This window comes from Erwinia sp. HDF1-3R, assembly GCF_039621855.1.
Taxonomy (GTDB): Bacteria; Pseudomonadota; Gammaproteobacteria; order Enterobacterales; family Enterobacteriaceae; genus Erwinia.
In genome coordinates this window covers 766,674-789,005 of record NZ_CP155071.1, presented here as the reverse complement: position 1 = coordinate 789,005, position 22,332 = coordinate 766,674, and the positions used below count along the sequence as shown (strand labels likewise).

The window sequence follows — 22,332 nt, the reverse complement described above, 5'->3', positions numbered from 1 at the left end:
CTGAGTGTGATGGGCCTTAAGCCTCAAACTGGCACTGGAATTCGCCCTGCTGCAGCGTGACGCGCAGATGGCGATACTGTTGGTCCTGCGCGCTGGCGGTGAGCAATATCTGGCTCATCTGCGGCAGGAGGGTATTGGTCAGGATGGCATCGACCATGCGGCCGCCGGACTCCACCTCGGTGCAGCGCTGGACGATCTGCGCGATAACGCTGTCGTCGACCTCCGAGACAATGCCGTGATTCTGCTCCAGGCGGCGCTGAATGCGCTTCAGCTGCAGGCGTACAATGCTGGCCAGCATCTCGTCGCTTAGCGGATAGTAAGGCACCACCAGCAGGCGACCGAGCAGCGCGGGCGGGAAGACCTCCAGCAGCGGCGGACGCAGGGCGGCGGCCAGCGCATCCGGCTCGGGCATCAGTTCCGGATCGGCACACATCGCGCTAATCAGCTGGGTGCCGACGTTGGAGGTCAGGATGATCAGGGTATTGCGGAAGTCGATATGGCGGCCTTCGCCATCCTCCATCCAGCCTTTGTCGAACACCTGGAAAAAGATCTCATGCACGTCCGGGTGCGCCTTTTCGATCTCATCGAGCAGTACCACGCTGTAGGGACGGCGGCGCACGGCCTCGGTCAGTACCCCTCCTTCGCCGTAGCCGACGTAGCCCGGAGGCGCGCCTTTCAGGGTTGATACGGTATGGGCTTCCTGGAACTCACTCATATTGATGGTGATAATGTTCTGTTCACCGCCGTACAGCGTCTCGGCCAGCGCCAGCGCAGTTTCGGTTTTACCCACGCCGGACGGGCCGCACAGCATAAAGACCCCCACGGGCTTGTTCGGGTCGTCAAGCCGCGCGCGCGAGGTGCGAACGCGTTTAGCAATCAGATCCAGACCGTGACGCTGGCCGATGACCCGCTCGTTGAGGGTATCAGCCAGGTTGAGCACGGCCTCAATTTCGTTTTTCACCATGCGTCCCAGCGGAATGCCGGTCCAGTCCGACACCACCGCGGCAACCACGTTGGCATCCACGGCGGCAAACAGCAGCGGCACTTCTCCCTGTAGGGCCTTCAATGCCTGCTGTCGTTCGGCCAGCGTCTGATGAAGCGTCTCTACCTCTTCCGCTTCGTCTGCGTGCAGCTGCGCGCGCAGGGCGATAATCTCATCCACCAGCCCCTGCTCCTGCTGCCAGCGGGCGGTCAGCTGGTCGCGCTGCGTCGCCAGTTCCGCCAGCTGCGCATCCAGCGATGCCACGCGCGTGGCATCGCCGATTGCCACTCTGGCTTCGCGCCCGGCAATCTCTTTTTCAATTTCCAGCGCGTGAATGCGGTGCACGCAGTCTTCCAGCTGCGGCGGCTGCGCGCTCTGGCTGACCGCGACGCGGGCGCAGGCGGTATCCAGCAGGGCGACCGCCTTATCCGGCAGCTGCCGCGCGGGAATATAGCGATGGGAGAGCGTGACCGCTGCCGCCACCGCCTCATCCAACAGCAGGACGCGATGGTGTTTCTCCAGCGCGCTGACGGTGCTGCGCAGCATCAGCAGCGCTTTCTGCTCGTCCGGCTCATGCACCTGCACGGTCTGGAAGCGGCGCGTCAGGGCCGGGTCCTTTTCGATATATTTTTTGTACTCGGCCCAGGTGGTCGCGCCGATGGTGCGCAGCTGACCGCGCGCCAGAGCGGGCTTCAGCAGGTTAGCCGCATCGCCGGTCCCCTGCTGTCCGCCCGCGCCAACCAGCGTGTGGATCTCGTCAATAAACAGCACAATCGGCGTCGGGCTGGACTGCACTTCATTAATCAGCGCCTGTAGCCGCGCCTCAAACTCGCCCTTCATACCCGCGCCCGCCTGCAGCATACCGATGTCCAGCAGCCACAGCTGCACCTCCTGCAGCGGCGCGGGCACGTCGCCGGCGGCAATGCGCAGCGCCAGGCCTTCCACTACCGCCGTTTTACCCACGCCCGCCTCGCCGGTCAGCAGCGGATTGTTCTGGCGCCGGCGCATCAGAATATCGACCATCTGGCGGATCTCTTCGTCTCGCCCGGCCACCGGATCGATTTTGCCCTCGCGCGCCCGGGCGGTGAGATCCTGCGCATACTGCGCCAGGGTGCCCTTCTGCGGCGGCACCGCTCCGGCACTCTCCGCCGGGGCTGCCGCCGCCAGCTGGGCCTCTTTGCTGTTGGCGAAGATAGTATCGAACTGCTCCAGCAGCGTATCGGCGCTGATGCGGCCAAACTGCGGGGAGATGCCTTTCAGCAGGTTTGCCAGGTTGAAGGTTTTCAACAGGCCGATAATCAGGTGGCCGCCGCGAATTTGCTGTACGCCAAACTTCAGCGAACCGTAAACCCAGGCGCGCTCAACGGCGCTGTCGATATGTTCTGACAGGTCCGAGACCGCGCTGGCCCCGCGCGGCAGGCGGTCGAGAGCGGCCACAACGTCACGCGTCAGCGCGTCTTCGTCCAGTGAAAAGTAACGGATGAGCTGCTGTATATCGCCCTCCTGATGCTGCATCAGCTGATGCAGCCAGTGCACCAGCTCAACATAGGGGTTACCGCGCAGTTTACAAAAGGCGGTGGCGCTTTCCAGGGAGGTAAATAACAGCGTGTCCAGTTTGCCGAACAGTACGGCGCGGCTGATTTCTGACATGATTTTTCTCAGTGAGTTAGATGACTGACAGAATAAATGGCTTTAGTGCGCGTTATTCGCGATCAAACGCCCGCGCTTTCTGCGGGTTCCGGGCTGAAAAGCAGTTCGCTGCGCGGCTGGGGAACCGCGGCTTTTCCCAGCCAGCAGCTCAGCCCCAGCCGGGACGGGCCGCCCAGCGTGACCCCCTTGACGTCCTCAGCCTGCAAAATTAAACGGACGTCCCAGACAAACTCGATGCCCAGGTACTGCCTGACCCAGTCGCGCAGCTGCTCTGCCCAGGGCTCACCGGGCAGAAAGCGGTTGTAAACCGCCAGCGACATCGGTCCCAGCGCCAGGCGGAACTTATGCTGCACGTCGCGTACCGCCACGCCGAGAAAGGCCGACTCGCCGAGTCGCGGCATGTGGCGTCCGGCGCTGAGCCTGGCGCGTTCGCGCTGACCGATGGGCAGCCAGTGGGGCAGGTTTTCAGCCAGGGTGACCGGCACCTTAAAGTAGTGACGGAGGATTTTTACCAGCCCCTCGGCATCGCGACCGTTGCGCGTCAGGTGGCCCGCCACCGCATAGCGCGCATGTTCGCTCAGGCTGCCTTTGCTTAACTGCCCCGGCTGGCCCATGCCAATCAGGCTGGCCAGGTAGCGCTCAAAGTGTCGGCCGTCGGCGCGGTCCAGCGAAACGGTGGGCTGTGCATCCGCCCAGGCGCGATAAAACAGCAGCGTCAGGCGATGGTGAAACAGGTCGGCAAAGGCCGACAGGCTGTGGTCCTGATGGTGATAGATGCGCTCGCGGGCATATTCGGTCAGATGCAGCGGCAGCGGACCGTTCGGGCCAAACAGGCCAAAGCTGAAGATGGAGACGTCGTGCAGCGGGCTGTTCTCGCGCGGCGCGGCGCTGGCCAGCGTCGCAGGGGCAAAGGCCAGCGACGGCTCCTGACCGATGCGCAGCGGCTCATGGCGCGGCAGCGGCGCGCGGCCCAGCGGATAGCGCTCCCCGCCCTGCGCATCCATCCGGCGCAGGAGCTGAAACAGATCGTAGCGCCAGGGGGTGCGCGTCACCCTCTGCCAGAAGTTATCCGGCAGGCGCTGGAGTGAATGGATCATATCAGCGCCCTTTTGCCGCTGCGCGGCGCCCAGTAGCCCACTTCGCCACGCTGCTGGCTGGTCAGCGTCAGTTCGGTAAAGCTGTTCATCGCCACCAGCCGCGAAAAGACGCGCTCCAGCACGCTACCCAGCAGCCATGCGCTTGCGCCGGAGAAGGCCTGCTCGTCCACGCTCAGCTCAATGCCAATGCCGCGCATAAAGACAATCGGGCCTGGCTCCGGCACCCGCCGATAGGCGGGTTTAAGCTGACAGTGGCGGATACCCTCGATCTGGCGGGCCACGGGCGCATCCGCCAGGTTGGCATAGAGGCTCAGCAGCTGACGCAGCGCCGACGCGCCCTGGCCATCATCGCCGTCCATCAGGCTGAGGTAGTTCATTTGCAGGTGGCTGATCAGCCGCCACGTGGCCATGCCTTCCGCCAGCGCGGCGCGCGGCGGCGTCGGTCCCTTGCGCAGCGTCAGCTGGCCCACCGGGATCGAGTCCGGCATCATAAAGTTGCCCTGATCCTGTTGCAGCAGCATCAGCGGGATATCGCGGCTGGTGCACATCACCTCGGCGGTCAGGTGCCGCAGCGCATCACGCCAGGGGGCATGTCGCTCATCGACCAGCGACAAAAACACCTCGGAACCGACGTAGCCGGTGCGCGTCCCGAAGCGCTGGGCGTGCTCGGACAGGGTGCGCTGTTCACGCCGCAGCGAGAAGTAGGCGCCATAGTCGCCTTCATCGCGGCTAAAGGTGCTCCAGAACGGGCGAAAGACCTGTTCGTCGCGCTGCTTCTCGCCGGTGGCGTAGAGCTTCTGCACCGAGAAAATCTCATAGTCCAGCGGGCGGATGTTATCGACCACCAGATGATACTCATGCACGCTGTCGCTGATTTTTTGCCGCTCGGCCGTTTTGGGAAACAGATTGACGACCGGGGTGCAGTGCAGCGCCAGATGGCTTTTATCAATCACCCGCTCCAGCGAGGCGTCGGCCTTATCCAGCAGCAGGACGATTTCAAACGCCCCGACGCCCGTGCCGCAGGCGGCCAGCAGCGGTTTAAGCTGGCTGATGCTGATAAACTGAAAGCGCGCGGGGAAGGCAAAGTACTCCTGGAGCAGCCGGTAGCCGTCGAAGTTGCGCAGGTCGTCAGGCAGCAGCGCCTGCTCGGGCGCAAAGCCCTCCTGCTTTAGCGCATCATCCCCCAGCACCACGCGCTTTGGCTTCGCCTCTACGGTCTGGCAGAAGCTGCCCACGGTATGCTGCATAATCAGCTCCAGCAGCTGCTGGGCCTGAATATCCGGGCCGCTGAGAAAAAACATCAGATCGTCAAAGCTCAGCTGATTCAGCACCACCTGGTTATAGCAGGAGAGGCGGATCCGCAGCGCACTCACCGCCCCGCGCTGGCTGAGGCCCATCGCCGCCAGCGGGATATCGGCCGGCACGCCGCCCAGCTCGACGCTCTCAATGCGCAGCGGCTGGAGCATCACCTCATGGGCCGTCGAGTAGCTACAGGTCACGCCGCTCTTTTTCAGCGTCTGGCTCTCCATCATGGTGCCGCGCGGCACCCGGAAGCCGCCGCTGATGTCGCCTTTTTTGCCGTCGGGATGCAGTTCGGCGATGGCCATGGACGGCGTGGGCGCAAGAAAGTTAGGGGCAATCATCTCCAGCATACGCTGCGAGAAGCGCGGGAACTCGGCGTCCATTTTGAGCTGCACGCGTGAGGTGAGAAAGGCAAAGCCCTCCATCAGCCGCTCCACATAGGGGTCGGCCACCTCAATGCCGCGCATTCCCAGGCGGCCAGCCACCTTGGGGTAGCGCTCGGCGAACTCCGCGCCCATTTCGCGCAGATAAGCCAGTTCACGGTTGTAATAGTCGAGCAGTTTGCTGTCCATGATTACCCTACGTCTTTAAGCTCAAAATGACCGTTTTCCAGATCGACATCGGTGCGGAACAGGAACTCCAGCGGATAAGGCACGCACCACAGCCGCCCTTTAATCTCAATCGACAGCACGTTATGCAGATTCAGCGAACGGGTGTCCGACACGCAGCGTACCTGGAGCCCGGCGGGCAGGATGCGCGGCTCGAAGTCGAGAATGGAACGGGTCAGCTTGCGCTGAATGTCGCCCCACTCAATATCTGACATGCGCTGCCCGGCCAGGGGGGAAACACCGAAGTTCCAGGTGGAGCGCTGAACCTGAGGGAACGGGGTCAGATCCTGCTGGGCCTCATTGTTGATGCAGTTAAACAGCCACTGCAGATCCCGCAGGACGTTGCGCCGCAGCGCGCTGTGGGAGATAACCGTGCTGCTGGCCGCCTCCTGCTGCTTATCCGGCGCGTCATCGGTCAGCCGATCCAGCAGCGAAGGCTGCATTTTATCGCGGGCGTTTAGCGCATCCTGCCGGTTACGAAAGCGGTAGCCGCCGCGCAGCGCATCGCTACCCTGCTGTCCGTTCAGGTCGAAGTCGTTACTCATAGCGCCTCGTCAGCTGCGCTAAAGGCGATCAGCTCCAGCCCCAGCAGGGCAAAGTCAGCGTCGGCGCTCAGCCAGGTTTTCTGTCCGTGGCCTATAAACTGCTCGCCGTCAGCGTCCAGCGGCTGCCATTCGGTGACGCTGGCCAGCCGCACGGCATCGGCGGCGGCGCTGTCGAAGGGATAGCGTACCGGGATCTGACACACCTCTTCGCTGCCGTCACTCAGGCGCACCAGCACGTGCCGCCAGACCAGATCGGTAACGCTGGTCGGTGCCTGGAAGCGCAGTTCGCTGATGGCGCTGAACGGCAGCCAGGTGTAGTGCCCCTTGACGATCAGCTCGCAAATCGGCCCCAGACGGCCATCGCCGTCGATCAGCCACTCCACCGCCTGCGCTTGCTCATCCCCCTCCTTCTGAACGCTGCATGGATTTACCTGTGCGGCGTCAAAGGCTCCGGCGCGCAGGGTGGCCGCCTGCTCTGTCTCCCCGGCGGCATCCGCCCGCAGAGCGGCCAGCAGCTGCGCGGCCCAGCCAAACGCCTCCCCCGGCATACGCGGCGTTGCCTGCCCGGCAAACACCGCCGCACGCGTTATTTCGCCCGCTACCGCCTGCTCCAGCAGGGTGACGGTAGGCAGCGCCTGCGGCTTAAGCGCCCGCCAGGATTTCAGCTGGATCTGCGCGCGTGACCAGTTACCCGCCAGGCAAAGCAGCTGAACAAAGGCGGCGCGCAGATCGGCGTCGGCCGGGCGGCTTTTGATATCGGCTTCCACGCGCGCCAGGGTCTCGGCCAGCGTGCGTCCGGCCATCAGTTGATGCAGAGAATTCATGTTCTTTCCTCAGACGGGCGTGAACTAGTTGAGCGTGCGGAATGCACCGGCGGCCGGATCCTTCAGCTGCGGGTGTAGCGCCGTGACCAGGCGGATAGTCAGCGAGCCGCCGTTACTCAGGTAGGGCGACCAGACCTTACGCACTTCGTTAAGGCGCGCCTTCAGGGCGCTGTCGTCGTCGGCTTCGCTCCGGGTAATCTGCACCGCCACCGTGCCGTTCACTTTCCAGCCGTTCAGCTCCGGCGCCCAGGGCACCAGCATCCAGCTCTGGGGAGATTTCTCATCGCTCAGCACCATTCGCTCGTTATTCACGGTGGTGATTTGCAGGTCGCGGCCCAGCGCTTTCGCGTTCAGCCCGGCGACCGGGAATCCCTGTAGGAAAGTCATATGCAGCGTGCGGGGGCCGCCCCTGCCGCTTTGCGAAATCTCGCTCGCGCCGCTCAGCCAGCCGTCGCTGCCGCAGGTTACGCCCCCTTTCGCCGGGACAAACAGCGCGCTGGTCTGGCCGCTGCGCCACCAGGTACGGAAGTGGCAGCCATCCATCAGGCTGAACTGCACCCAGGGCGTCGTGTCGGCAGGCGGGGAGAGATCCTCAGCGGCGACCACCGGGGGCGCGGCAGGTGCTTCAGGCGTCTGCGTCGCTGGCGTCGTGCTGCCGGGGTGGGTGTTGGTCGGCGCGGTTGCTGCGCCGCCGGTGGTCACTGCCTGACTGGCGTTGCCCGCCGCCCCGCCGGCCGTCGCGGCCTGAGTGGCGCTGGCTGCCGTTCCGCCGGAGGTAGCGCTGGCCGTGGCGGCAGGATCAACCTGTACTGCCCAGCGGTGCGCTTTCAGGGCGCTGCCTTTCGCCAGCGATTTGCCGGTGCTGTCGTTCATCTGCCAGTGGATAACGCTCAGCTTAGCGCACTGATTGGCCAGCAGGCTGCCGACGCGCGGCAGAAACGTATTCATAACGCTGGGGTTTTTCTCGCCGTTTGCCACAATGCGCAGCGGCAGTTCGCTGGCGCACCAGCTGGAGGGCGCGTTGCTTTTGATGTTGTCGATCCAGATATCCAGCTTAAGCGAGGGGGAAGAGACCACGCGATAATCCTGCGCCCAGGCGCTGGACGCGATAAGCAGGGAGAGCGCACCTGATAGCCAATATTTCATAGGAGTCCTTGAAGGCCTTATTTTAATCACGAAGGGGAAGAAACTGGGCTGCTTCCGAAAGCGAATGCAGCAGCGTCGTATCCTGCGGGTCGCCAACCCAGACGGCGACGGCGCTGTAGTTATCCTGACTGGCCCCTGACGCCTGGTCATTCTTACGGATAACCTCCTGCATCAGCGTCAGCCACTCATCGGGCGTGTTAACCATATGCAGCGACTGCTGCATATGCTGCTGCGACAGCCCGTGCCAGAAACCGTCGGTGCAGAGCAAAAACGCGTCGCCGTCTTCAATCGGCACCACATCGCTGTAGCTGGCATCACGCTCTTTATCGCCCATCCCGAGGGCAAAATAGAGCAGGTTGCCGTTAATACCTTCGGTCTGGTGCCCGGCATCTTTCATCTGCTGCACCAGGCTGTGATCGGTGGTGACGTGGTAGAGATAGCCCCGACGAAAGAGGTACAGGCGGCTGTCGCCCGCATGCGCCCAGTAGGCCAGCTCAAAGTCGCGATCGATAAACAGGCTGACCATGGTGGTGCCCATGCGCTTATATTCGCTGTGCGCCTGCTGCTGTTCACGGATGGCGCGGTTAGCGTCGTTGACGTAGCGGCGTATGCACTGCGCGTCGAGGTGGTCATCGCCGTTAAAGCGTTCGAGAATGGTGTTGCGGGCCAGTTCAGCCGCGACGTCACCGCCGGGCAGACCGGCCACGCCGTCGCAGACCACAAAGCAGGCCGAACGCTCGCCGATGCTCTCCCCGGTCTGGTCCTGATTGCTTTCGCGGTCGCCCTGATTCGACATGGAGGCAAGGGTGATATTCATCATTCTTCCGATCTGATTTGAGAGTCTTTGTACTGGTTCACTTCCATATCGTAGGCGTGTAAAAAGGCTTCGCCGAACAGGGTATGGAAGTCATCTTCGATTTCTCCGGCGGTTTCGCCGTAGCGCTTAGTGAAGTGTTCCCACAGCGCGGCTTTACGACTGCTGGGGAGCGAGAGGCGCGAGGTGGCCCCTTCCCGACGCGCCTCCTCCTCCAGCTGCTGCGGATTAAAGGATTGCAGCATTGAGGCGATGATCGCGCGGATCCCGGCGATCATCCCCAGCTGGTGCGCCTGCAGATCAACCAGCGCATCGCGCACCGACTGCTTTGGCGGCATAAAGCCCGGCATCCGGCTGCCAAACATCTGCATCAATACTGACTTGCCCGACGGCAGCAGCTTGAACGGGTTGTTGGCCTCGTCGAGGATCACCGTCATTTCGGCCTTCACGCCGCGCTTGAGGATCGAGCGCGAAGAGAGCAGCGCCACCGTGCCCTGCGAGAACATGCCGAGCATCTGCCCCAGCTCCTCCATGGCGTCACGATCGAAGCGCGGGGTCGGTTGCAGATCGTTCAGCCCCATGCCGCTGATAAGCGCATCCATCAGTTCGCCGTCCAGCAGCTCGCCGCTGCCGGTTCCCGCCGCGCTGGAGGATGAGGCCGTATTCGACACCGGATCGATACGCAGTCGTCCCTTAGGCGGCGGCGTAGTGTTGCGCGCCACGGCCTGCGGCGTCGGCAGCGTAATGCCGCCGTAGTCGGGCTGCGTCGGGGCCTGTGCAGGCTCGTCGTCAAACAGCGGCGAGCTGGCGAGTCGCGAGAGATCATCTTCCCGCGCATCGAAAGAGGATAAGGGATTGCTCTCCGGCGATTCATCAGTCGGGTCAGCCGGTCGATCGGCGGACAAGCGTTCAGCCTGAGAAGCCGCTGGTTCCGACGCCAGACTGGGCTGCCCGGACGGCGAGGCAGCAGGGCGCGGTGACTCATCAAACAGCGGCGAATCAGCGTAAGCAGCAGCACGCGGCGAATCATCAAACAGCGGCGAATCAGCGTAAGCAGCAGAACGCGGCGAATCATCAGACAGCGGCGAATCAGCGTAAGCAGCAGGACGCGGAGAATCATCAGACAGCGGCGAATCAGCATAAGCAGCATCGCCAGGCTGCTCGTCCAGCGGCGTAAGCGGCACGGCATTGCCCATCATCAGCCCCAGCGGATCGTCGCTGTTGACCTTCGCGGCAGCGCTTCCCCCCCCGAACAGCGCCAGCGGATCCACTTCATCCTTATCCTTTCCTGACGGGGTCGGCTTTGTCGCCTGCTGCTGAAGCAATGTGCTGGGCGTGCTGTCGTTGAAAATGCTCTCCTGCTTAAACAGCTCGTCGTTGTTAAACAGTGAGTCCGGCGTCGGGTTACGACGATCAAAGTTCAGCGCATCCGATCCGCTGGCAAACTGCGCAAGCGGATCGACAGGGTTACGATCGGGCGCCGGCCCTTCCGTCAGCGGGTTAGCGCTGCTGCGCGCGGGTTTGCTGCGATTAGACAGGCTGTCGGTAATTGAAAACTCCTGCGCCAGGCTCTCCCAAATCTCGCTGGGGATCGCGGCTGGGGAATTTTCTTTCGCCTCTGTGGGCGGCGCAGGCTGAGCCACTGGCGCAGCAGGGCGATTCGACGACGCGGCGGCAGGACGAGCCGACGACGTGTCACCAGGACGAGCCATCGACGCGGCAGGACGCGCGACAGGCGTGGCGACAACCGGCTGCGCCCCGCTGTTGAGGTCACTTACCTGCAGGCGATAATCATCAATGGTCAGGATATCGCCGTCCTGTAGCTCGACCTGACGCCCGCGCTCCAGCGGAATATCATTAAGGTGTACCAGCGTCACGGTGCCGCGATTAGTAATGCGGCATTCGCCATCGGCGGTGATATGCACAATCGCCTGCAGGCGGGAAATCGTGCGGTCGTCGTCCGGCAGTACCAGATTATTATCGGCACCGCGGCCAATAGTGCCGCCGGGCGGCAGAAAGTCACAGCTGCTCTGCGGCGGCTGCTGACCAGATTTGGTCGCTATTATCGTAAATCGCATAACGGATTCCTGCGTTAGAGGGAGTCCCAATAGCATCCAGAGGGATGAAGGACGTTCGGCGTTCAAGCCGCGCCCGTTTTAACAGCCAGCAGAAAACGGGTGGAGTTTGAACGCTAAAAGCGGATTAACAGACTCTCCCTTGATTAGCGTTGGGGAGAGGTAAAGGTCGTATTTGCCAGCAGAAGTCACACTAATTTATTCATTCGGTGTTCTACTTTATATCGGGCAGCAGGCTGAAGGTCCCTTCTTCCGGGTCATCTTTATCTGTGAGCATTTGATGGGTAACGTTATCGACATAAATGCTGAAGAGGCGGTGCTTAATCTGAATGTCACCGGGGCAGTGGCCGCCGTGCTTTTCCATCACATCAACAAGCGTTAAACCGGGCTCGCCATCTTTGGCCTGCTGGTACTCAACGCAGGCAGGGTCCTTAACCAGCTTCTGCTCTTCAACTGCTTTTTGTACCTGTTGCACCACGTTAAAACGCGCAGTCGCTTCTGGTGGCTTATGACCCTGGTACCATTGTTTAAGGCCTGCAAGGTTGGCGATATGTTGCGATCCGATCCCGGACGTTAGATCCCGATCAAGGCTTAATGTTCTCTTCGCTTTATCAACGGAAAAGATCGCTGATGCAAAGGCGTTAGCGCCAGAGGCAATCACCTCATAAATTACGCCGATCTTAATCTCCGCAGGGTTCTCCTCAGAAAGAACGCCAACCGCCAGGGTTCGCTTACAGGTCTGTCCCTGCCAGTTTTCTTTACCTATAGTGGGGATAACCGTGGTTAACCGGCCTTGCTGAGCACGCCAGGCTGCAAAACAGATCCCTGCACCCTGTTCGCTTTGGCCCTGGCCTGAAATAAACACGCCTAACTTTTTCCCATCTGAGGTAATCGAAAAGCTTTGTTTATTCAGCGGCACGCCATCGCTAACAGAATATTTAGCGGCTTCCTCACGGACAGCATTGGCGTAAGGTTGACTGTTTTCCGGCGTTAGCAGAGTGAGTGCGCTGGCATTTAAGGAAAGAGCCATCAGGATTATCAGCAGCCATTTATTCATTTACTACGCCTGGGGTTTTATGATTGATATTAGGTTGATGTGTGGGTGGCGCGTTACTTCGCCAGAGATTATTTGGCCTGATCAACCAGTGACTCGGTACGTTTGCGCATGGTGCTTTTGAGACATTGACTATCTGAAGCACATCTGTTTCGCTCATGGAGCCAGGATAATTGCGCGGCTTTTAACTTACTGACCTTTGTCTCAACATTATCGCCGATATTTATTATCTGCTTAAGGACTGTTTTATACGCATCGCTGACACTGCGATCCCACGAAGAAAGTTCATATGAGGCACATATTGCTCTTTCGGCATCGTTGTTGTTACTCGCACACGTAAAACCCGGGTCAGGTTGAGGATTATTTGATAGTTTTTTCAATGTGAGATAAGAGTCGCTATCCCAGTTAGTAATCATCGTATTGTTATCAGTTTCCACAAGCCAGTTATCAACTGCGTGACCTCTGGGGCCTAATATTCCCTGACTGCATGACACAGTGACAGGTTGAACGACTGTATCTCCGGCAAACGAGAAGCCATAACTTTTGGCACTGATTTTATCTATGCTGCTGCCGTCAGAGCCAGATGTTTTCTTAATCAGCTCGTCAAATTTCATCGCATTCGAATAGGCGTATTCAGGTTTTCCGCAGCCCATGGAAACTAAAATATCTCCAGATATATCATTCTTAGTGAAGGTGATTGTTCTTCCAACCAATGTAGGATCGTTAGTAATGATATCTGGTCTGTACGTCTGAAGGCTATTAATATGTACTTCCTGGATCTGCCATACGCCCTGAAGAGTGGATGAATAATCAACTACCGTGCTTTCTGCACGAGAAAAAGATGACCACCAAAATATTAAAATTGAAAACGGTATAGTCATTATTATTTTTTTCATTATACATTATTCCTTATAAAAAATCTTCCTAATACGTTCTGGCTAAAGTTGAAAAATCATACTTCACGCACTCTCTCTGGACTGCCCTTTACGATATTTAAGCCTGATTTTTGAGGATGAAGTTAGATAGTAATATAATTTTTTAACGTTGACTTATTTGCGAACACATCATCATTTTCTTATTACCTGCTGAGTATTTCGCATTGATTACCAACTCAGCAGCCACACGACTCTTTTGAGCGCAGGTTGGTAGTTCAGCATCATGGGTTTTCTTTAAGCTATGGCCCACATGCATTTCCCAACGCTACAAAAATGAAGAGCGCTGAAGAAGAGTTGAAGAAAAAGATAACTCGCCAGGAGGTTAAAAGTAACATCAAATAATTAATTTAACCACTCTAACAATCATGCATTCGTATATTTAAAAGATATCCTAAGCGAATATCCAACGACATTCGCTTTTAAATTAATCAATATGGCATTGATTTTAAGTCTTTAATTCTTACACCATCAACTCTGGCAATACATTCATTAATCGAAACCGTATTAGCAAGTGTTCCTTCCTCTGCAACAAAAGCCTCTAGCTTGCACTGGGCATCTCTGTATTTTAACCAACCTCTCTGCGCATCAAGCAATGTTTTTATATATTCATCACCTAACGATTTATCCGCTTTATAAGTAGTCATTATTCTCTGTTTTGCAGATGAATACTCTTTATTTAATAAGTTTTCTGCGTTAACCTTCTTCTGAGCAGAACATTGTAGAATCTCACCTTCTGCCTGTGGGTTCAGGCAAGCATCAGCAGCGAAGACCGAAGTACTTAGGGATAACACCGTAAATCCCAGTAAAAGACGCTTTGTATATTTCATTACTCTTCTTATTAAGGATAAGCGTGATGGTTATTTTTAGTCTGCCTCACTCATCGCAGTTTATAATTCTGATATCAATGAGGGTGGAAGTTCACAACAGGGTTAATCCGGCTCTACTAAATCACAACATCCCTCGCCTGATGGATTTTATAAAGCAGATCAATTAGCAACCACTTTTTAGACTGACTTTTTTAGTGTTTAAATTTAGCGGGCTCATTATCAATGAAATATCAGATTTTATCACCTTACAAATAGGGAAATATCAGTATGTGATTTTTTATTGTTATTATTATTCAGAGGTCATCTTATTGCAGAGGCAACAAAATTAATTACCAGAACGCCTCGATTATACTAATTACCAGTGATTAACTTTCACTTTATATATAAAAAATATACGCTAATCATGAGCGCGTAACTTACTATTATACTTTTTAAAGATAATTCGCTGTTCGTTACCCTGGGAGATTGAATTACACTTAAACACCTTAAAATCAGCATCGACAGAACCCGTTAATTTTGTTTTTAAAGACTCATCGATAAGTTTGTCAGCATCATTGAAAGCGTCAACAGGGAGCTTGCTATATTCCAACCAGACAGAAGCACTTTTGAACGCATCATCCCTGAAACCTTTATCAAAGGTAATTTTTCCAGCACAGCGATCGAGAATCCAGTTTTGAAAAATTTGGGGTTGTGGAAGCCTGTCCAGTGCTGGTGGAGTAACCGCCTTAACCATTGGAGTGATAAATATGCAAGTAATCAGAAGGAATTTTTTCATTTCGAAGTCCAATGTGAAGCCATCGTTGGAATGAAGCTACCATTTTCTGAACTACCAGGAAATTGTTAGGCTTCAAATTATCAAATTGAACTTTTATAATATAAAGCCATAAATAATAACTCCATTTCTAAAGCATAGAGAATCACTATAACCACTTCGGACTTGGAACTAATTTCACTTACTAAGCTTTCATTCTTCTATGACAATTATTCCATCGTACCAATATCAGTGGAAATAACCTTACCATTCTTGAAAATGTTAAGATCCCAAAGATTATTATTTCCAGATACAAAATAATATTTATATGCACCATTATGAAATTCATAACCTGCAAAATCACATACATCAGGACAATTTACGCCTACTGTCTTACCTTTAAGAACGATCCCTTTACCCGTTGCTTTGCTCCTGGAATCGAATGTTACATCTTCGCAAGAAACATTTCCTTCAGCACAATGCTGAGTGATTTTTGCAGTGTATTTTTTTCCATTAAAGACTGACGCACTCTCAGCACTAGACAGTGATGACCAGCCCAATATAAAAGCTAAAAGCGCTGTAGTAATTATAATTTTTTTCATTACCCTAACCTCACTATAAAAATCATCCTTATACAAATAAACCCTGGCTAAAGCAAAAAATATGTTCTTTTATTCATTATGCAGAATGATTACTAATACAGTTTATTCAAAGCCTTCCTCTCAATGTAACGCCAGTACCCTGAGATTTATTTCCACATTACCCATGATTACTTTAAAGAGATTTCAAAAAGCCCGTCTCGATTTTAAAAATACTATAGCAGCCTACCCAGATGATATATCAAAAGCAGGCTATCTTACTTTAAGACCAAGAAAGAAACTTTATTCTACCTGGTATTTTTTCCTTAATTCAGAGATAGTATTTACGTATGAGTTTTCAAAGCGAGCTGTTGTTCTTGAGTCATAAAACAGTTCATTTTTATTTCTCAAACCGAAAATAACATAGTTATGCGATGCCTGCCCTCTGGTATCAACAGAATAGACAACTGCGATTTTCGTATCACTTTCTTCAGGTTTAGATATTAAACCAACCGCGTCAATCTTATCACAGTCAGCCGTCTCCCAATCATCTACTCCAATGGTTGTTTTAAAGAAATCAACATCCTTATTATTGGTTGACCAGGCTACAAAACAAACTGGATGAATATCTCTCATCCAGCCTCTTCCCTGCACCAGAGTCCCTAGTTTAGACCCATCACTAACGACATCAAAAGTCTGCTTTGAATCAAGTTCAACATTTGAAAGTCCATTGCTCTCTGCTTTCACTGTTATAGCATTACTGACAGCCGGGGCACCTGAAATCTTTAAAACTGTATCTGCCAGAACTGATGAGCTGATTAACGAAAAGGACAAAACCAGATATGCGATCGTTTTCATTAAAAACACCATGATTACGGTTATAATTTTTAAACGCAATAAAAAACACAATGATATTAACTTTACTGCCCGTCTGTTATTGAAGAAAGAACATTAAGCCTTTCAACCATGCTTTTATTAAGACATTCTTTATCTGTCTCACAAGAATTACGTGTCTTTATCCAGGCTTTTTGAGAATTTTTTATTTTCTCCTCCAGTGCCTGGTCGCCTACAGAAATGGCGCCATGCTGAGCAGACTTCCATGCTTTATTGACACTTTTATCGAAGGAAGAAAGGTTATAATCTGAACAGATTGTTTTTTCAGTTGGTGTATAAGCTTTTGCGCAAGAGAATGATGGTTCAGGTTTTGCATTACTACTCACCGGCACAAGCGTCAGAATGGTCCCATCGAACCAGTTAACCAGCATTTTTTTATTATCTGGGAAACCAATCCATGAATTTTTTCCGGTATCGCCTCCACCAAAGCTACCTACATGACAGCTGAGATTCAAGACCGGAATATTTTTCTTGCCATCGACCTCCAGGTCATAAGCTTTGGCACTGGCTGAGTCAGCGCCCCCCATCGCTTCATGAATTAAACTATCAATCGAACTTGTAGTTGATTTATACAGAGGCTGTTGACAATTAATTGTTTCAGGTAAATGTGATGGAGTTCGTATCAAAACTTATAAACCGACCAACTAAGCGATCATCATTGGATTGATAACTTAAGGTCCTTTCCGTAAGGTTGTTGATATCCACTTTGCTTACAACCCAGCTACTCTTAAAAATAATGGTAGAAACTGATGATGCTGGATAGCATATAAAAGAGGAAGTCAACGCAAAAAATAGCAGAACAAACTTGATCATAATGAACCTTTTTGCATTACACCTCTAAAACCAGAGGTTAAATATTAAATCTAAATTTTTATTATGAGTTAATCGACAAATAATTTTAAAAATATGATTAGATTTATAAGAGAGATTAAAATTTTGATATTGTAAATATTAAAGCCCACACCTGCTTAAATTTTCCATTCCAATTTTTGCATATCATTAATAATGGTATATAACACTATGAATATAAGCCATAAGCATTGCCATTATGAAAAATGAACTTTGTATGAAGTAATTACGTCGCCCTTTCCACATCCATGCAATTTCATTCTTAGGAAGTGACTGCATATAGTGATAGCACCTTTCATCTACTAACACTCCTTTTTTAGAATACATTTTTTTCCTGCGCAGCAGACGAATAAAAAAGACGATCTTAAAATAAAAGAAAACAAAACCAGGATTCGACGCCAGAGTGGTTACAGTATCAACAAACAGGCCAGCCTGCTGATAATTCTCTAAAAAAAACTCATATCTACTTAAGTTTTTTTTATAAGAAAAATAGGAAACAATTGTGGCAGAAATAGAAATTAAGAAAAGAAACAGCACTATGGAGAAAAACAAATACTCTGTACTCATAAAATTAAATCCATAAGGTAATCAGTTCCTTTTCAGCAACAGCGCCTTAGTCTGCGCCTGTTACCTTCCCTAGTGAATTAGTCGTATGGAATTGCCCTTAACTCCTTTGACCTTACCTCATCAAGCTTTGCGATACAATCGTTGGTAAAAACCCTATAAGGATTACTATTTTTATCTGCTACATGTGCAAACAATTTGCACTGACCATCACGATATTTTAACCAGCCACGTTGTGAGTCAAGAAATACCCCAAGATAGTCTTTCCTTTCCCTTTCCCTTTCCTGACCAGAAAATGTTTCATCTATTCTTTTCTTTGCAGCAGAGTACTCTGTGTTCAGCTGTTTCTCAGCTACGTTTCTATTATGTTCAGCGCAGGTAAAAACTTCAGAATCACTTATTTTCTTAGAGCAATCTTCGGCTGCTTGTGCTGTGAACGTAGAGAAAAATAAATAGGCTGCCGCTGCAGGTAATATAATTTTCATTTCGACATTTACCTTAACTTAGCGATTTTCCCCGGGCAATTCGGCCTGTGTGATTATAAATATGACATCCTGAAAAAACCATAGTCTTCAAGTTTAATCATAAGGGATCTTCTTCAAAGTATTAGTTCTTTCAACATCTAAATTTGCTAAACATGTATTGACGTAATCCAGATGTAGATTAGTTCCCTTAACCGCTGGATGAGCTTCCATTTCACATTGAAATCCTCTGAACTTCAACCAACTTCGTTGTGCTTCAGTAAATATTTCCATATAGTTTCTCCTGACATTTTCATCTTGAGAGAAAACGTCTGAAATCCGCTTTTTCGCCTCAGAATACTCTTTATTAAGTGCAGCCTCAGCCAGGTTTTTGTTATTTTCCGAACAGGCTTCTACTTCACCATCACTTGTTCCCTTTGAACAATCTTGTAATGCATGAGCACCTGCACTGAATTGAAGAACCACAGCTAAAAGAACACTATTTTTAATTTCTTTAATATGAGCCATTATTTATTTTCCCTTAAATACCTTGTTCTATCACGCCCACCTTTAAACGAATTTATTTCAGAGGGGGTAATGATATAACTAAGCAGATGATCGACATCATTATACACACATGTTTTCATGAGTTTCTCTTCTGCAATTCCTTAATATATAAAATCAATAGCTATATATATTTAATAAATTTCTAAGTCATTCCATGGTGTGTGATCTGGGAATTTATTAATAAATGATGCATAGGCTTTTTCAGCCCTTTTTTTTTCATATACCGGTTATAACAATTCAAATAATCTAGCTTGTGCTTATCGTGTAATTACACCGCATTCATTTTGATGTTCTATAAAAATCATTGGCTATTGTCCCTATCAACACTTTTGCGCTTTATATCATCTCAACCTGCTCTGATTAACTGATTAATGAAAACAATCAAAACAGATAAGCGATCATTTTCATTAAAAAATATTTAGATTCAGGATATTTATATTCAGAAAATGCATCCTATGGACCGCAGAAAATAAAAAAATCCTAAAATGAAGCTATTATATAGTTCCTGCACCAGGTTAAATTCAAACCCCATCAAATATTCGCCCCACCGAAATTTTATAAATTATCAGGTGGGTATTCAATTCAGACTGAAAGAAGATAGTTGTGCACCGTGTAGCTAGATTATCCTGCGGGTTGTAGCAGCGACAGATTACCGTCTTCGGGATCATCCCTGTCACTGAGCATCTGCTTAGTCTTTTGATCGACGTATACGCTAAATAAACGGTGTTGCACCTGCGGATCACCGATGCATTTGCCTCCATGTTTCTCCATGACATCCACCAGATCCATTCCCTTCTCTGCATCTTTAGTGAACAGATAGTCGGTGCAAGATGGGTCGCTAACCAGCTTCTCTTTCTCAACCGTTGTTTTAACTTGTTTGACCACTGGATTCATGGTCGTTGCCGCTGTTGCGCCAGCACAACCTGTTATTATCAGTAGTAAAGTAATCAGACAGCTTTTTAATTTGGAATTTACTATTATATTCATCTTTTATCCATTACCCCTCATAGTATCTTTACTGATGTAAAGCATTCTGGAAGCTTGCCGATGTAGAAACCTGTGGCAGGTCATAATCTTTCAAACCGTTGACGCGAATAATTATCAGAATCTTCTTCTCGTAATCAGGATCTGTAGCATACCCTGCCTTAGCTACCTCATGAATAAATTTTTCTGGATCGTTACGATAAGCAAAAGCCGCGCGGTAACGATTGTTTGAGGCAAGAAAGCGGCCATAATCATCGGCAGACTGTTCCAGTGAATCATATGAACGAAAACCATCCTGAATTACGGTAGAGGAGCCACCGTAAACTTCATGAGTAGTTACGTTAATCGACTTTCCATCTGGTGACTTACCCTTAACGCCAAAGAAGATATTACCGGGGGCATGTGTACCCCAACTGGACTCCAGCGCCCCCTGAGCCAGGGTTACAGCGACAGGAACTCCCCAACGTGATTTGACATTTATGGCTGCTGGCAAAGCACGATTGAACCAGGCGACTTTACGATTTGGTGGACGCTGAGCTGCCCTTTTTTGTAGTAGCTCAGCAGCAGCACTGTCTGGCTCTATTCGTGCTGTCGCGGGTGCGGCGGAAGAATGCGCTGCAGTTGCTCGCTGAGGAGTAGGGTTGGATGAGTGGCTTAACTTACGCTCAGTTGGGCCATTCCGGTTAAGCACACCATCAGGTTGTGACATGTGTACCTGAGTGCGCTGAAACTCTTCGATTCTCGCCTGAGTTTTCGGACCAAACTTTCCATCTTCATGCAAAATTGCTCCATGGCTTTCGTAGGCAGCACGATTTAACAGCGCCTGAACCTTGCGCACATCTTCAGAGTGATTTGGCTGCCCAACACCTACCGCAGCTGTAAGTTTCCAACGCATGATACCTTCCTATACCAAGAATGAGTTAAATTAGATTCATAATAAACTCATCATACTGGTTAACGATTAGTTTATTTTATAAATCAGTTTCGCTCCCTTAAATATCAGACAGCGATTAATTTTGGTACTTATTAAAAATATCCATCTGCTCATTACTATGAGAGATTAAATTACATTTAAGCACTTTAAAATCACCGTCAACAGAACCCGTTAATTTTGTTTTTAAAGACTCATCGATAAGTTTGTCAGCATCATTGAAAGCGTCAACAGGGAGCTTGCTATATTCCAACCAGGCAGAAGCACTTTTGAACGCATCATCCCTGAAACCTTTATCAATGGTGATTTTTCCAATACAACGGTCGAGAATCCAGTTTTGAAAAATGTGGGGTTGTGGAAGCTTGTCCAGTGCTGGTGGAGTAACCGCCTGAACCATGGGAGTTATGAAGATGCCAGCAATCAGAAGGATTTTTTTCATTTCAAAGTCCAAAGTGAAGCCATCGTTGGAACGAAGTTACCATTTTCTGCACTTCCAAGAAAGTGACAGGCATCCGAACAGATGTTCCCGTTCCATAATGTGACGTGCCCACGCGCATTGCTCCAACCATTCCCCTGAAAAACGATGATACCTTGTTTGCCGTTAAATGCGGTGGGTTGAGGAGAAGGTGTAGTCAGGTCAGGCTTACCAAACGTATCTACTAAAAAATCCATCATATCATTGACGCGATACATGTAGCGTTTTTGGTCTTTACCTGAAACCGTAGCATATCGATTATTAGATGGAATAGGCACACCTGTATAGTTAAGCACATAGCTCATTCTTATTGGACAGGCATTTTCAAATATGCCAGAGGAAATATTAGTTTCTACTTTCCCCCCAAGCAGCTTTCCTACACTTTCGACAGAAATATTAACTTCACTGAATCTATTCCATGCTGCAGAAAACATCGGCTTGTTAACTGACATAATGAGGCTCCTTGAATATACCTCCCCATAAGGGGAGGTTTTATAACTACTTACGCTTCTTTGTTTTCTTTAACGTTCCAGCCAGCGCTGCTTTCTGCGCCTTTACCGCCGGAAGAGCTTTGTTCCCAGTACTGCTGTTTGACTTTAGAAGCCTGGAAAGAATAGGTCATGCCAAGGGTATCACCGTTATCAGAACCATTGTAATTAACGGTAGTCACCAGTACATCTTCAAGAGTAATACGTGCATACTCAACCTGAGTACCGCCTGCTTTACAGATAGATACTTCAACTTTAGACAGGTGCTTGCCGCTGGCGCAATTTTTTAGCAATGCAGTCACTGATTTGTCAATTAGTGCATTAACATGCAGGTCATTAAAATTAACCTTACCCGCACCGCCGCCGCCGCCAACAGACATATTGCCCGGCTGGGAAGCGCCCCATGAGAAAGATGTAATATCGGTCCAGCCGGTATGGTTAGAGTCTTTAGACTCGCCGGTGACACCATCAACCTTCATAAACATATCAATAGCCATGATTATCTACTCTTGTTTAGTTAAAAATTTGCTTTAGATAAAGCACTGATATGGCAAACAGGAAAGCATGGGGCTGAATAAAACAGTCCATATTTTACCTCTGCCTCTATTCTGAATATCGCTACATGGGATTTTCAGATAAATAATGCCATTCACATCAAGTAAATGGACTGATGACTTTCTTCATTTTTTCTGCAACGCCATAAATGACAACAGACGCAGAAATAGCGACAATAATTATTACGGCGTTAACAGCAATGCCTGCGCCTGAGATATGCCAGTTAAAGATCAGACCGTAATAACCTACGCAGCAAATAAAGATAAACATTGCAAGCCAGGTCAGGGCCAGTCGCAGGAAGATTAAGCCTGTTTTTTTCAGCATGACTCGGCTTCCTCTACTGATTGAGTCTGGTACACGGGGCCATCTCCGCCCC

24 protein-coding genes are annotated in these 22,332 nt (G+C 51.2%); all 24 read right to left on the bottom strand.

Annotated features, from left to right (window positions below; translation table 11 throughout):
- Positions 1-16: 16 nt before the first annotated feature.
- The gene (gene tssH, locus AAGR22_RS03580) at positions 17-2,632 is read right to left on the bottom strand and encodes a type VI secretion system ATPase TssH (RefSeq protein ID WP_345830325.1); all 2,616 of its coding nucleotides are present in this window, start codon (positions 2,630-2,632) and stop codon (positions 17-19) included.
- A 62-nt stretch (positions 2,633-2,694) separates the two neighbouring features.
- Positions 2,695-3,729 (bottom strand): type VI secretion system baseplate subunit TssG, encoded by a 1,035-nt coding sequence (gene tssG, locus AAGR22_RS03575; RefSeq protein WP_345830323.1) that lies wholly within the window; start codon positions 3,727-3,729, stop codon positions 2,695-2,697.
- Positions 3,726-5,603: a type VI secretion system baseplate subunit TssF gene (gene tssF / locus AAGR22_RS03570; protein WP_067703757.1), complete on the bottom strand. Its 1,878-nt coding sequence runs from the start codon at positions 5,601-5,603 to the stop codon at positions 3,726-3,728. Before tssF ends, tssG begins: the two co-directional genes overlap by 4 nt.
- 2 nt (positions 5,604-5,605) lie before the next feature.
- Positions 5,606-6,184 carry a type VI secretion system baseplate subunit TssE gene (gene tssE / locus AAGR22_RS03565; protein ID WP_067703759.1) on the bottom strand — a complete coding sequence of 193 codons (579 nt, stop codon included), beginning with the start codon at positions 6,182-6,184 and terminating at the stop codon, positions 5,606-5,608.
- On the bottom strand, positions 6,181-7,008 hold the full coding sequence (locus AAGR22_RS03560) for a type VI secretion system accessory protein TagJ (RefSeq protein ID WP_345830320.1): 828 nt from the start codon (positions 7,006-7,008) through the stop codon (positions 6,181-6,183). Before AAGR22_RS03560 ends, tssE begins: the two co-directional genes overlap by 4 nt.
- Before the next feature lie 24 nt (positions 7,009-7,032).
- Positions 7,033-8,154, bottom strand: a complete 1,122-nt coding sequence (locus AAGR22_RS03555; protein WP_345830318.1) for a hypothetical protein — start codon at positions 8,152-8,154, stop codon at positions 7,033-7,035.
- Positions 8,155-8,176: 22 nt separating this feature from the next.
- On the bottom strand, positions 8,177-8,971 hold the full coding sequence (locus AAGR22_RS03550; RefSeq protein ID WP_067704601.1) for a protein phosphatase 2C domain-containing protein: 795 nt from the start codon (positions 8,969-8,971) through the stop codon (positions 8,177-8,179).
- Positions 8,971-11,046, bottom strand: coding sequence for a type VI secretion system-associated FHA domain protein TagH (gene tagH / locus AAGR22_RS03545; RefSeq protein ID WP_345830317.1), 2,076 nt, complete (start codon positions 11,044-11,046; stop codon positions 8,971-8,973). Before tagH ends, AAGR22_RS03550 begins: the two co-directional genes overlap by 1 nt.
- A gap of 211 nt (positions 11,047-11,257) precedes the next feature.
- Entirely contained in the window at positions 11,258-12,100 is an 843-nt protein-coding gene (locus tag AAGR22_RS03540) for a hypothetical protein (RefSeq protein WP_345830316.1), read from the bottom strand.
- A gap of 68 nt (positions 12,101-12,168) precedes the next feature.
- The gene (locus AAGR22_RS03535) at positions 12,169-12,993 is read right to left on the bottom strand and encodes a lysozyme inhibitor LprI family protein (protein WP_345830314.1); all 825 of its coding nucleotides are present in this window, start codon (positions 12,991-12,993) and stop codon (positions 12,169-12,171) included.
- Between the two features lie 467 nt (positions 12,994-13,460).
- A complete protein-coding gene (locus tag AAGR22_RS03530) occupies positions 13,461-13,859 on the bottom strand; it encodes a lysozyme inhibitor LprI family protein (RefSeq protein WP_345830312.1) in 399 nt (132 codons plus the stop codon).
- A gap of 397 nt (positions 13,860-14,256) precedes the next feature.
- Positions 14,257-14,634 (bottom strand): T6SS amidase immunity protein Tai4 family protein, encoded by a 378-nt coding sequence (locus AAGR22_RS03525; RefSeq protein WP_345830311.1) that lies wholly within the window; start codon positions 14,632-14,634, stop codon positions 14,257-14,259.
- Between the two features lie 206 nt (positions 14,635-14,840).
- Complete coding sequence (locus tag AAGR22_RS03520) at positions 14,841-15,212, bottom strand: hypothetical protein (protein WP_345830310.1); 372 nt, start codon at positions 15,210-15,212, stop codon at positions 14,841-14,843.
- Positions 15,213-15,491: 279 nt separating this feature from the next.
- Positions 15,492-16,046, bottom strand: a complete 555-nt coding sequence (locus tag AAGR22_RS03515; RefSeq protein WP_345830309.1) for a hypothetical protein — start codon at positions 16,044-16,046, stop codon at positions 15,492-15,494.
- 62 nt (positions 16,047-16,108) lie between these two features.
- Complete coding sequence (locus AAGR22_RS03510) at positions 16,109-16,708, bottom strand: lysozyme inhibitor LprI family protein (RefSeq protein ID WP_345830307.1); 600 nt, start codon at positions 16,706-16,708, stop codon at positions 16,109-16,111.
- Between the two features lie 373 nt (positions 16,709-17,081).
- Positions 17,082-17,498, bottom strand: coding sequence for a hypothetical protein (locus AAGR22_RS03505; protein ID WP_345830305.1), 417 nt, complete (start codon positions 17,496-17,498; stop codon positions 17,082-17,084).
- 77 nt (positions 17,499-17,575) lie between these two features.
- The gene (locus tag AAGR22_RS03500) at positions 17,576-17,980 is read right to left on the bottom strand and encodes a lysozyme inhibitor LprI family protein (protein WP_345830303.1); all 405 of its coding nucleotides are present in this window, start codon (positions 17,978-17,980) and stop codon (positions 17,576-17,578) included.
- A gap of 93 nt (positions 17,981-18,073) precedes the next feature.
- Positions 18,074-18,484: a lysozyme inhibitor LprI family protein gene (locus AAGR22_RS03495; protein ID WP_345830301.1), complete on the bottom strand. Its 411-nt coding sequence runs from the start codon at positions 18,482-18,484 to the stop codon at positions 18,074-18,076.
- Between the two features lie 660 nt (positions 18,485-19,144).
- Positions 19,145-19,510, bottom strand: coding sequence for a hypothetical protein (locus AAGR22_RS03490; RefSeq protein WP_082804113.1), 366 nt, complete (start codon positions 19,508-19,510; stop codon positions 19,145-19,147).
- 28 nt (positions 19,511-19,538) lie between these two features.
- The gene (locus AAGR22_RS03485; RefSeq protein WP_345830298.1) at positions 19,539-20,402 is read right to left on the bottom strand and encodes a glucosaminidase domain-containing protein; all 864 of its coding nucleotides are present in this window, start codon (positions 20,400-20,402) and stop codon (positions 19,539-19,541) included.
- Positions 20,403-20,517: 115 nt separating this feature from the next.
- Entirely contained in the window at positions 20,518-20,877 is a 360-nt protein-coding gene (locus AAGR22_RS03480) for a T6SS amidase immunity protein Tai4 family protein (RefSeq protein ID WP_345830297.1), read from the bottom strand.
- Positions 20,874-21,365: a type VI secretion system amidase effector protein Tae4 gene (locus AAGR22_RS03475; protein ID WP_067703800.1), complete on the bottom strand. Its 492-nt coding sequence runs from the start codon at positions 21,363-21,365 to the stop codon at positions 20,874-20,876. Before AAGR22_RS03475 ends, AAGR22_RS03480 begins: the two co-directional genes overlap by 4 nt.
- Before the next feature lie 50 nt (positions 21,366-21,415).
- Entirely contained in the window at positions 21,416-21,898 is a 483-nt protein-coding gene (locus AAGR22_RS03470; protein ID WP_067703803.1) for a type VI secretion system tube protein Hcp, read from the bottom strand.
- 157 nt (positions 21,899-22,055) lie between these two features.
- Complete coding sequence (locus AAGR22_RS03465; protein ID WP_067703806.1) at positions 22,056-22,280, bottom strand: hypothetical protein; 225 nt, start codon at positions 22,278-22,280, stop codon at positions 22,056-22,058.
- Positions 22,281-22,332: the final 52 nt, after the last annotated feature.

Bases quoted from the DNA above. Each gene is read 5' to 3' on its own strand.
- tssH (WP_345830325.1), bottom strand. From the start codon at position 2,632: ATGTCAGAAATCAGCCGCGCCGTACTGTTCGGCAAACTGGACACGCTG.
- tssG (WP_345830323.1), bottom strand. From the start codon at position 3,729: ATGATCCATTCACTCCAGCGCCTGCCGGATAACTTCTGGCAGAGGGTG.
- tssF (WP_067703757.1), bottom strand. From the start codon at position 5,603: ATGGACAGCAAACTGCTCGACTATTACAACCGTGAACTGGCTTATCTG.
- tssE (WP_067703759.1), bottom strand. From the start codon at position 6,184: ATGAGTAACGACTTCGACCTGAACGGACAGCAGGGTAGCGATGCGCTG.
- AAGR22_RS03560 (WP_345830320.1), bottom strand. From the start codon at position 7,008: ATGAATTCTCTGCATCAACTGATGGCCGGACGCACGCTGGCCGAGACC.
- AAGR22_RS03555 (WP_345830318.1), bottom strand. From the start codon at position 8,154: ATGAAATATTGGCTATCAGGTGCGCTCTCCCTGCTTATCGCGTCCAGC.
- AAGR22_RS03550 (WP_067704601.1), bottom strand. From the start codon at position 8,971: ATGAATATCACCCTTGCCTCCATGTCGAATCAGGGCGACCGCGAAAGC.
- tagH (WP_345830317.1), bottom strand. From the start codon at position 11,046: ATGCGATTTACGATAATAGCGACCAAATCTGGTCAGCAGCCGCCGCAG.
- AAGR22_RS03540 (WP_345830316.1), bottom strand. From the start codon at position 12,100: ATGAATAAATGGCTGCTGATAATCCTGATGGCTCTTTCCTTAAATGCC.
- AAGR22_RS03535 (WP_345830314.1), bottom strand. From the start codon at position 12,993: ATGAAAAAAATAATAATGACTATACCGTTTTCAATTTTAATATTTTGG.
- AAGR22_RS03530 (WP_345830312.1), bottom strand. From the start codon at position 13,859: ATGAAATATACAAAGCGTCTTTTACTGGGATTTACGGTGTTATCCCTA.
- AAGR22_RS03525 (WP_345830311.1), bottom strand. From the start codon at position 14,634: ATGAAAAAATTCCTTCTGATTACTTGCATATTTATCACTCCAATGGTT.
- AAGR22_RS03520 (WP_345830310.1), bottom strand. From the start codon at position 15,212: ATGAAAAAAATTATAATTACTACAGCGCTTTTAGCTTTTATATTGGGC.
- AAGR22_RS03515 (WP_345830309.1), bottom strand. From the start codon at position 16,046: ATGAAAACGATCGCATATCTGGTTTTGTCCTTTTCGTTAATCAGCTCA.
- AAGR22_RS03505 (WP_345830305.1), bottom strand. From the start codon at position 17,498: ATGAGTACAGAGTATTTGTTTTTCTCCATAGTGCTGTTTCTTTTCTTA.
- AAGR22_RS03500 (WP_345830303.1), bottom strand. From the start codon at position 17,980: ATGAAAATTATATTACCTGCAGCGGCAGCCTATTTATTTTTCTCTACG.
- AAGR22_RS03495 (WP_345830301.1), bottom strand. From the start codon at position 18,484: ATGGCTCATATTAAAGAAATTAAAAATAGTGTTCTTTTAGCTGTGGTT.
- AAGR22_RS03490 (WP_082804113.1), bottom strand. From the start codon at position 19,510: ATGAATATAATAGTAAATTCCAAATTAAAAAGCTGTCTGATTACTTTA.
- AAGR22_RS03485 (WP_345830298.1), bottom strand. From the start codon at position 20,402: ATGCGTTGGAAACTTACAGCTGCGGTAGGTGTTGGGCAGCCAAATCAC.
- AAGR22_RS03480 (WP_345830297.1), bottom strand. From the start codon at position 20,877: ATGAAAAAAATCCTTCTGATTGCTGGCATCTTCATAACTCCCATGGTT.
- AAGR22_RS03475 (WP_067703800.1), bottom strand. From the start codon at position 21,365: ATGTCAGTTAACAAGCCGATGTTTTCTGCAGCATGGAATAGATTCAGT.
- AAGR22_RS03470 (WP_067703803.1), bottom strand. From the start codon at position 21,898: ATGGCTATTGATATGTTTATGAAGGTTGATGGTGTCACCGGCGAGTCT.
- AAGR22_RS03465 (WP_067703806.1), bottom strand. From the start codon at position 22,280: ATGCTGAAAAAAACAGGCTTAATCTTCCTGCGACTGGCCCTGACCTGG.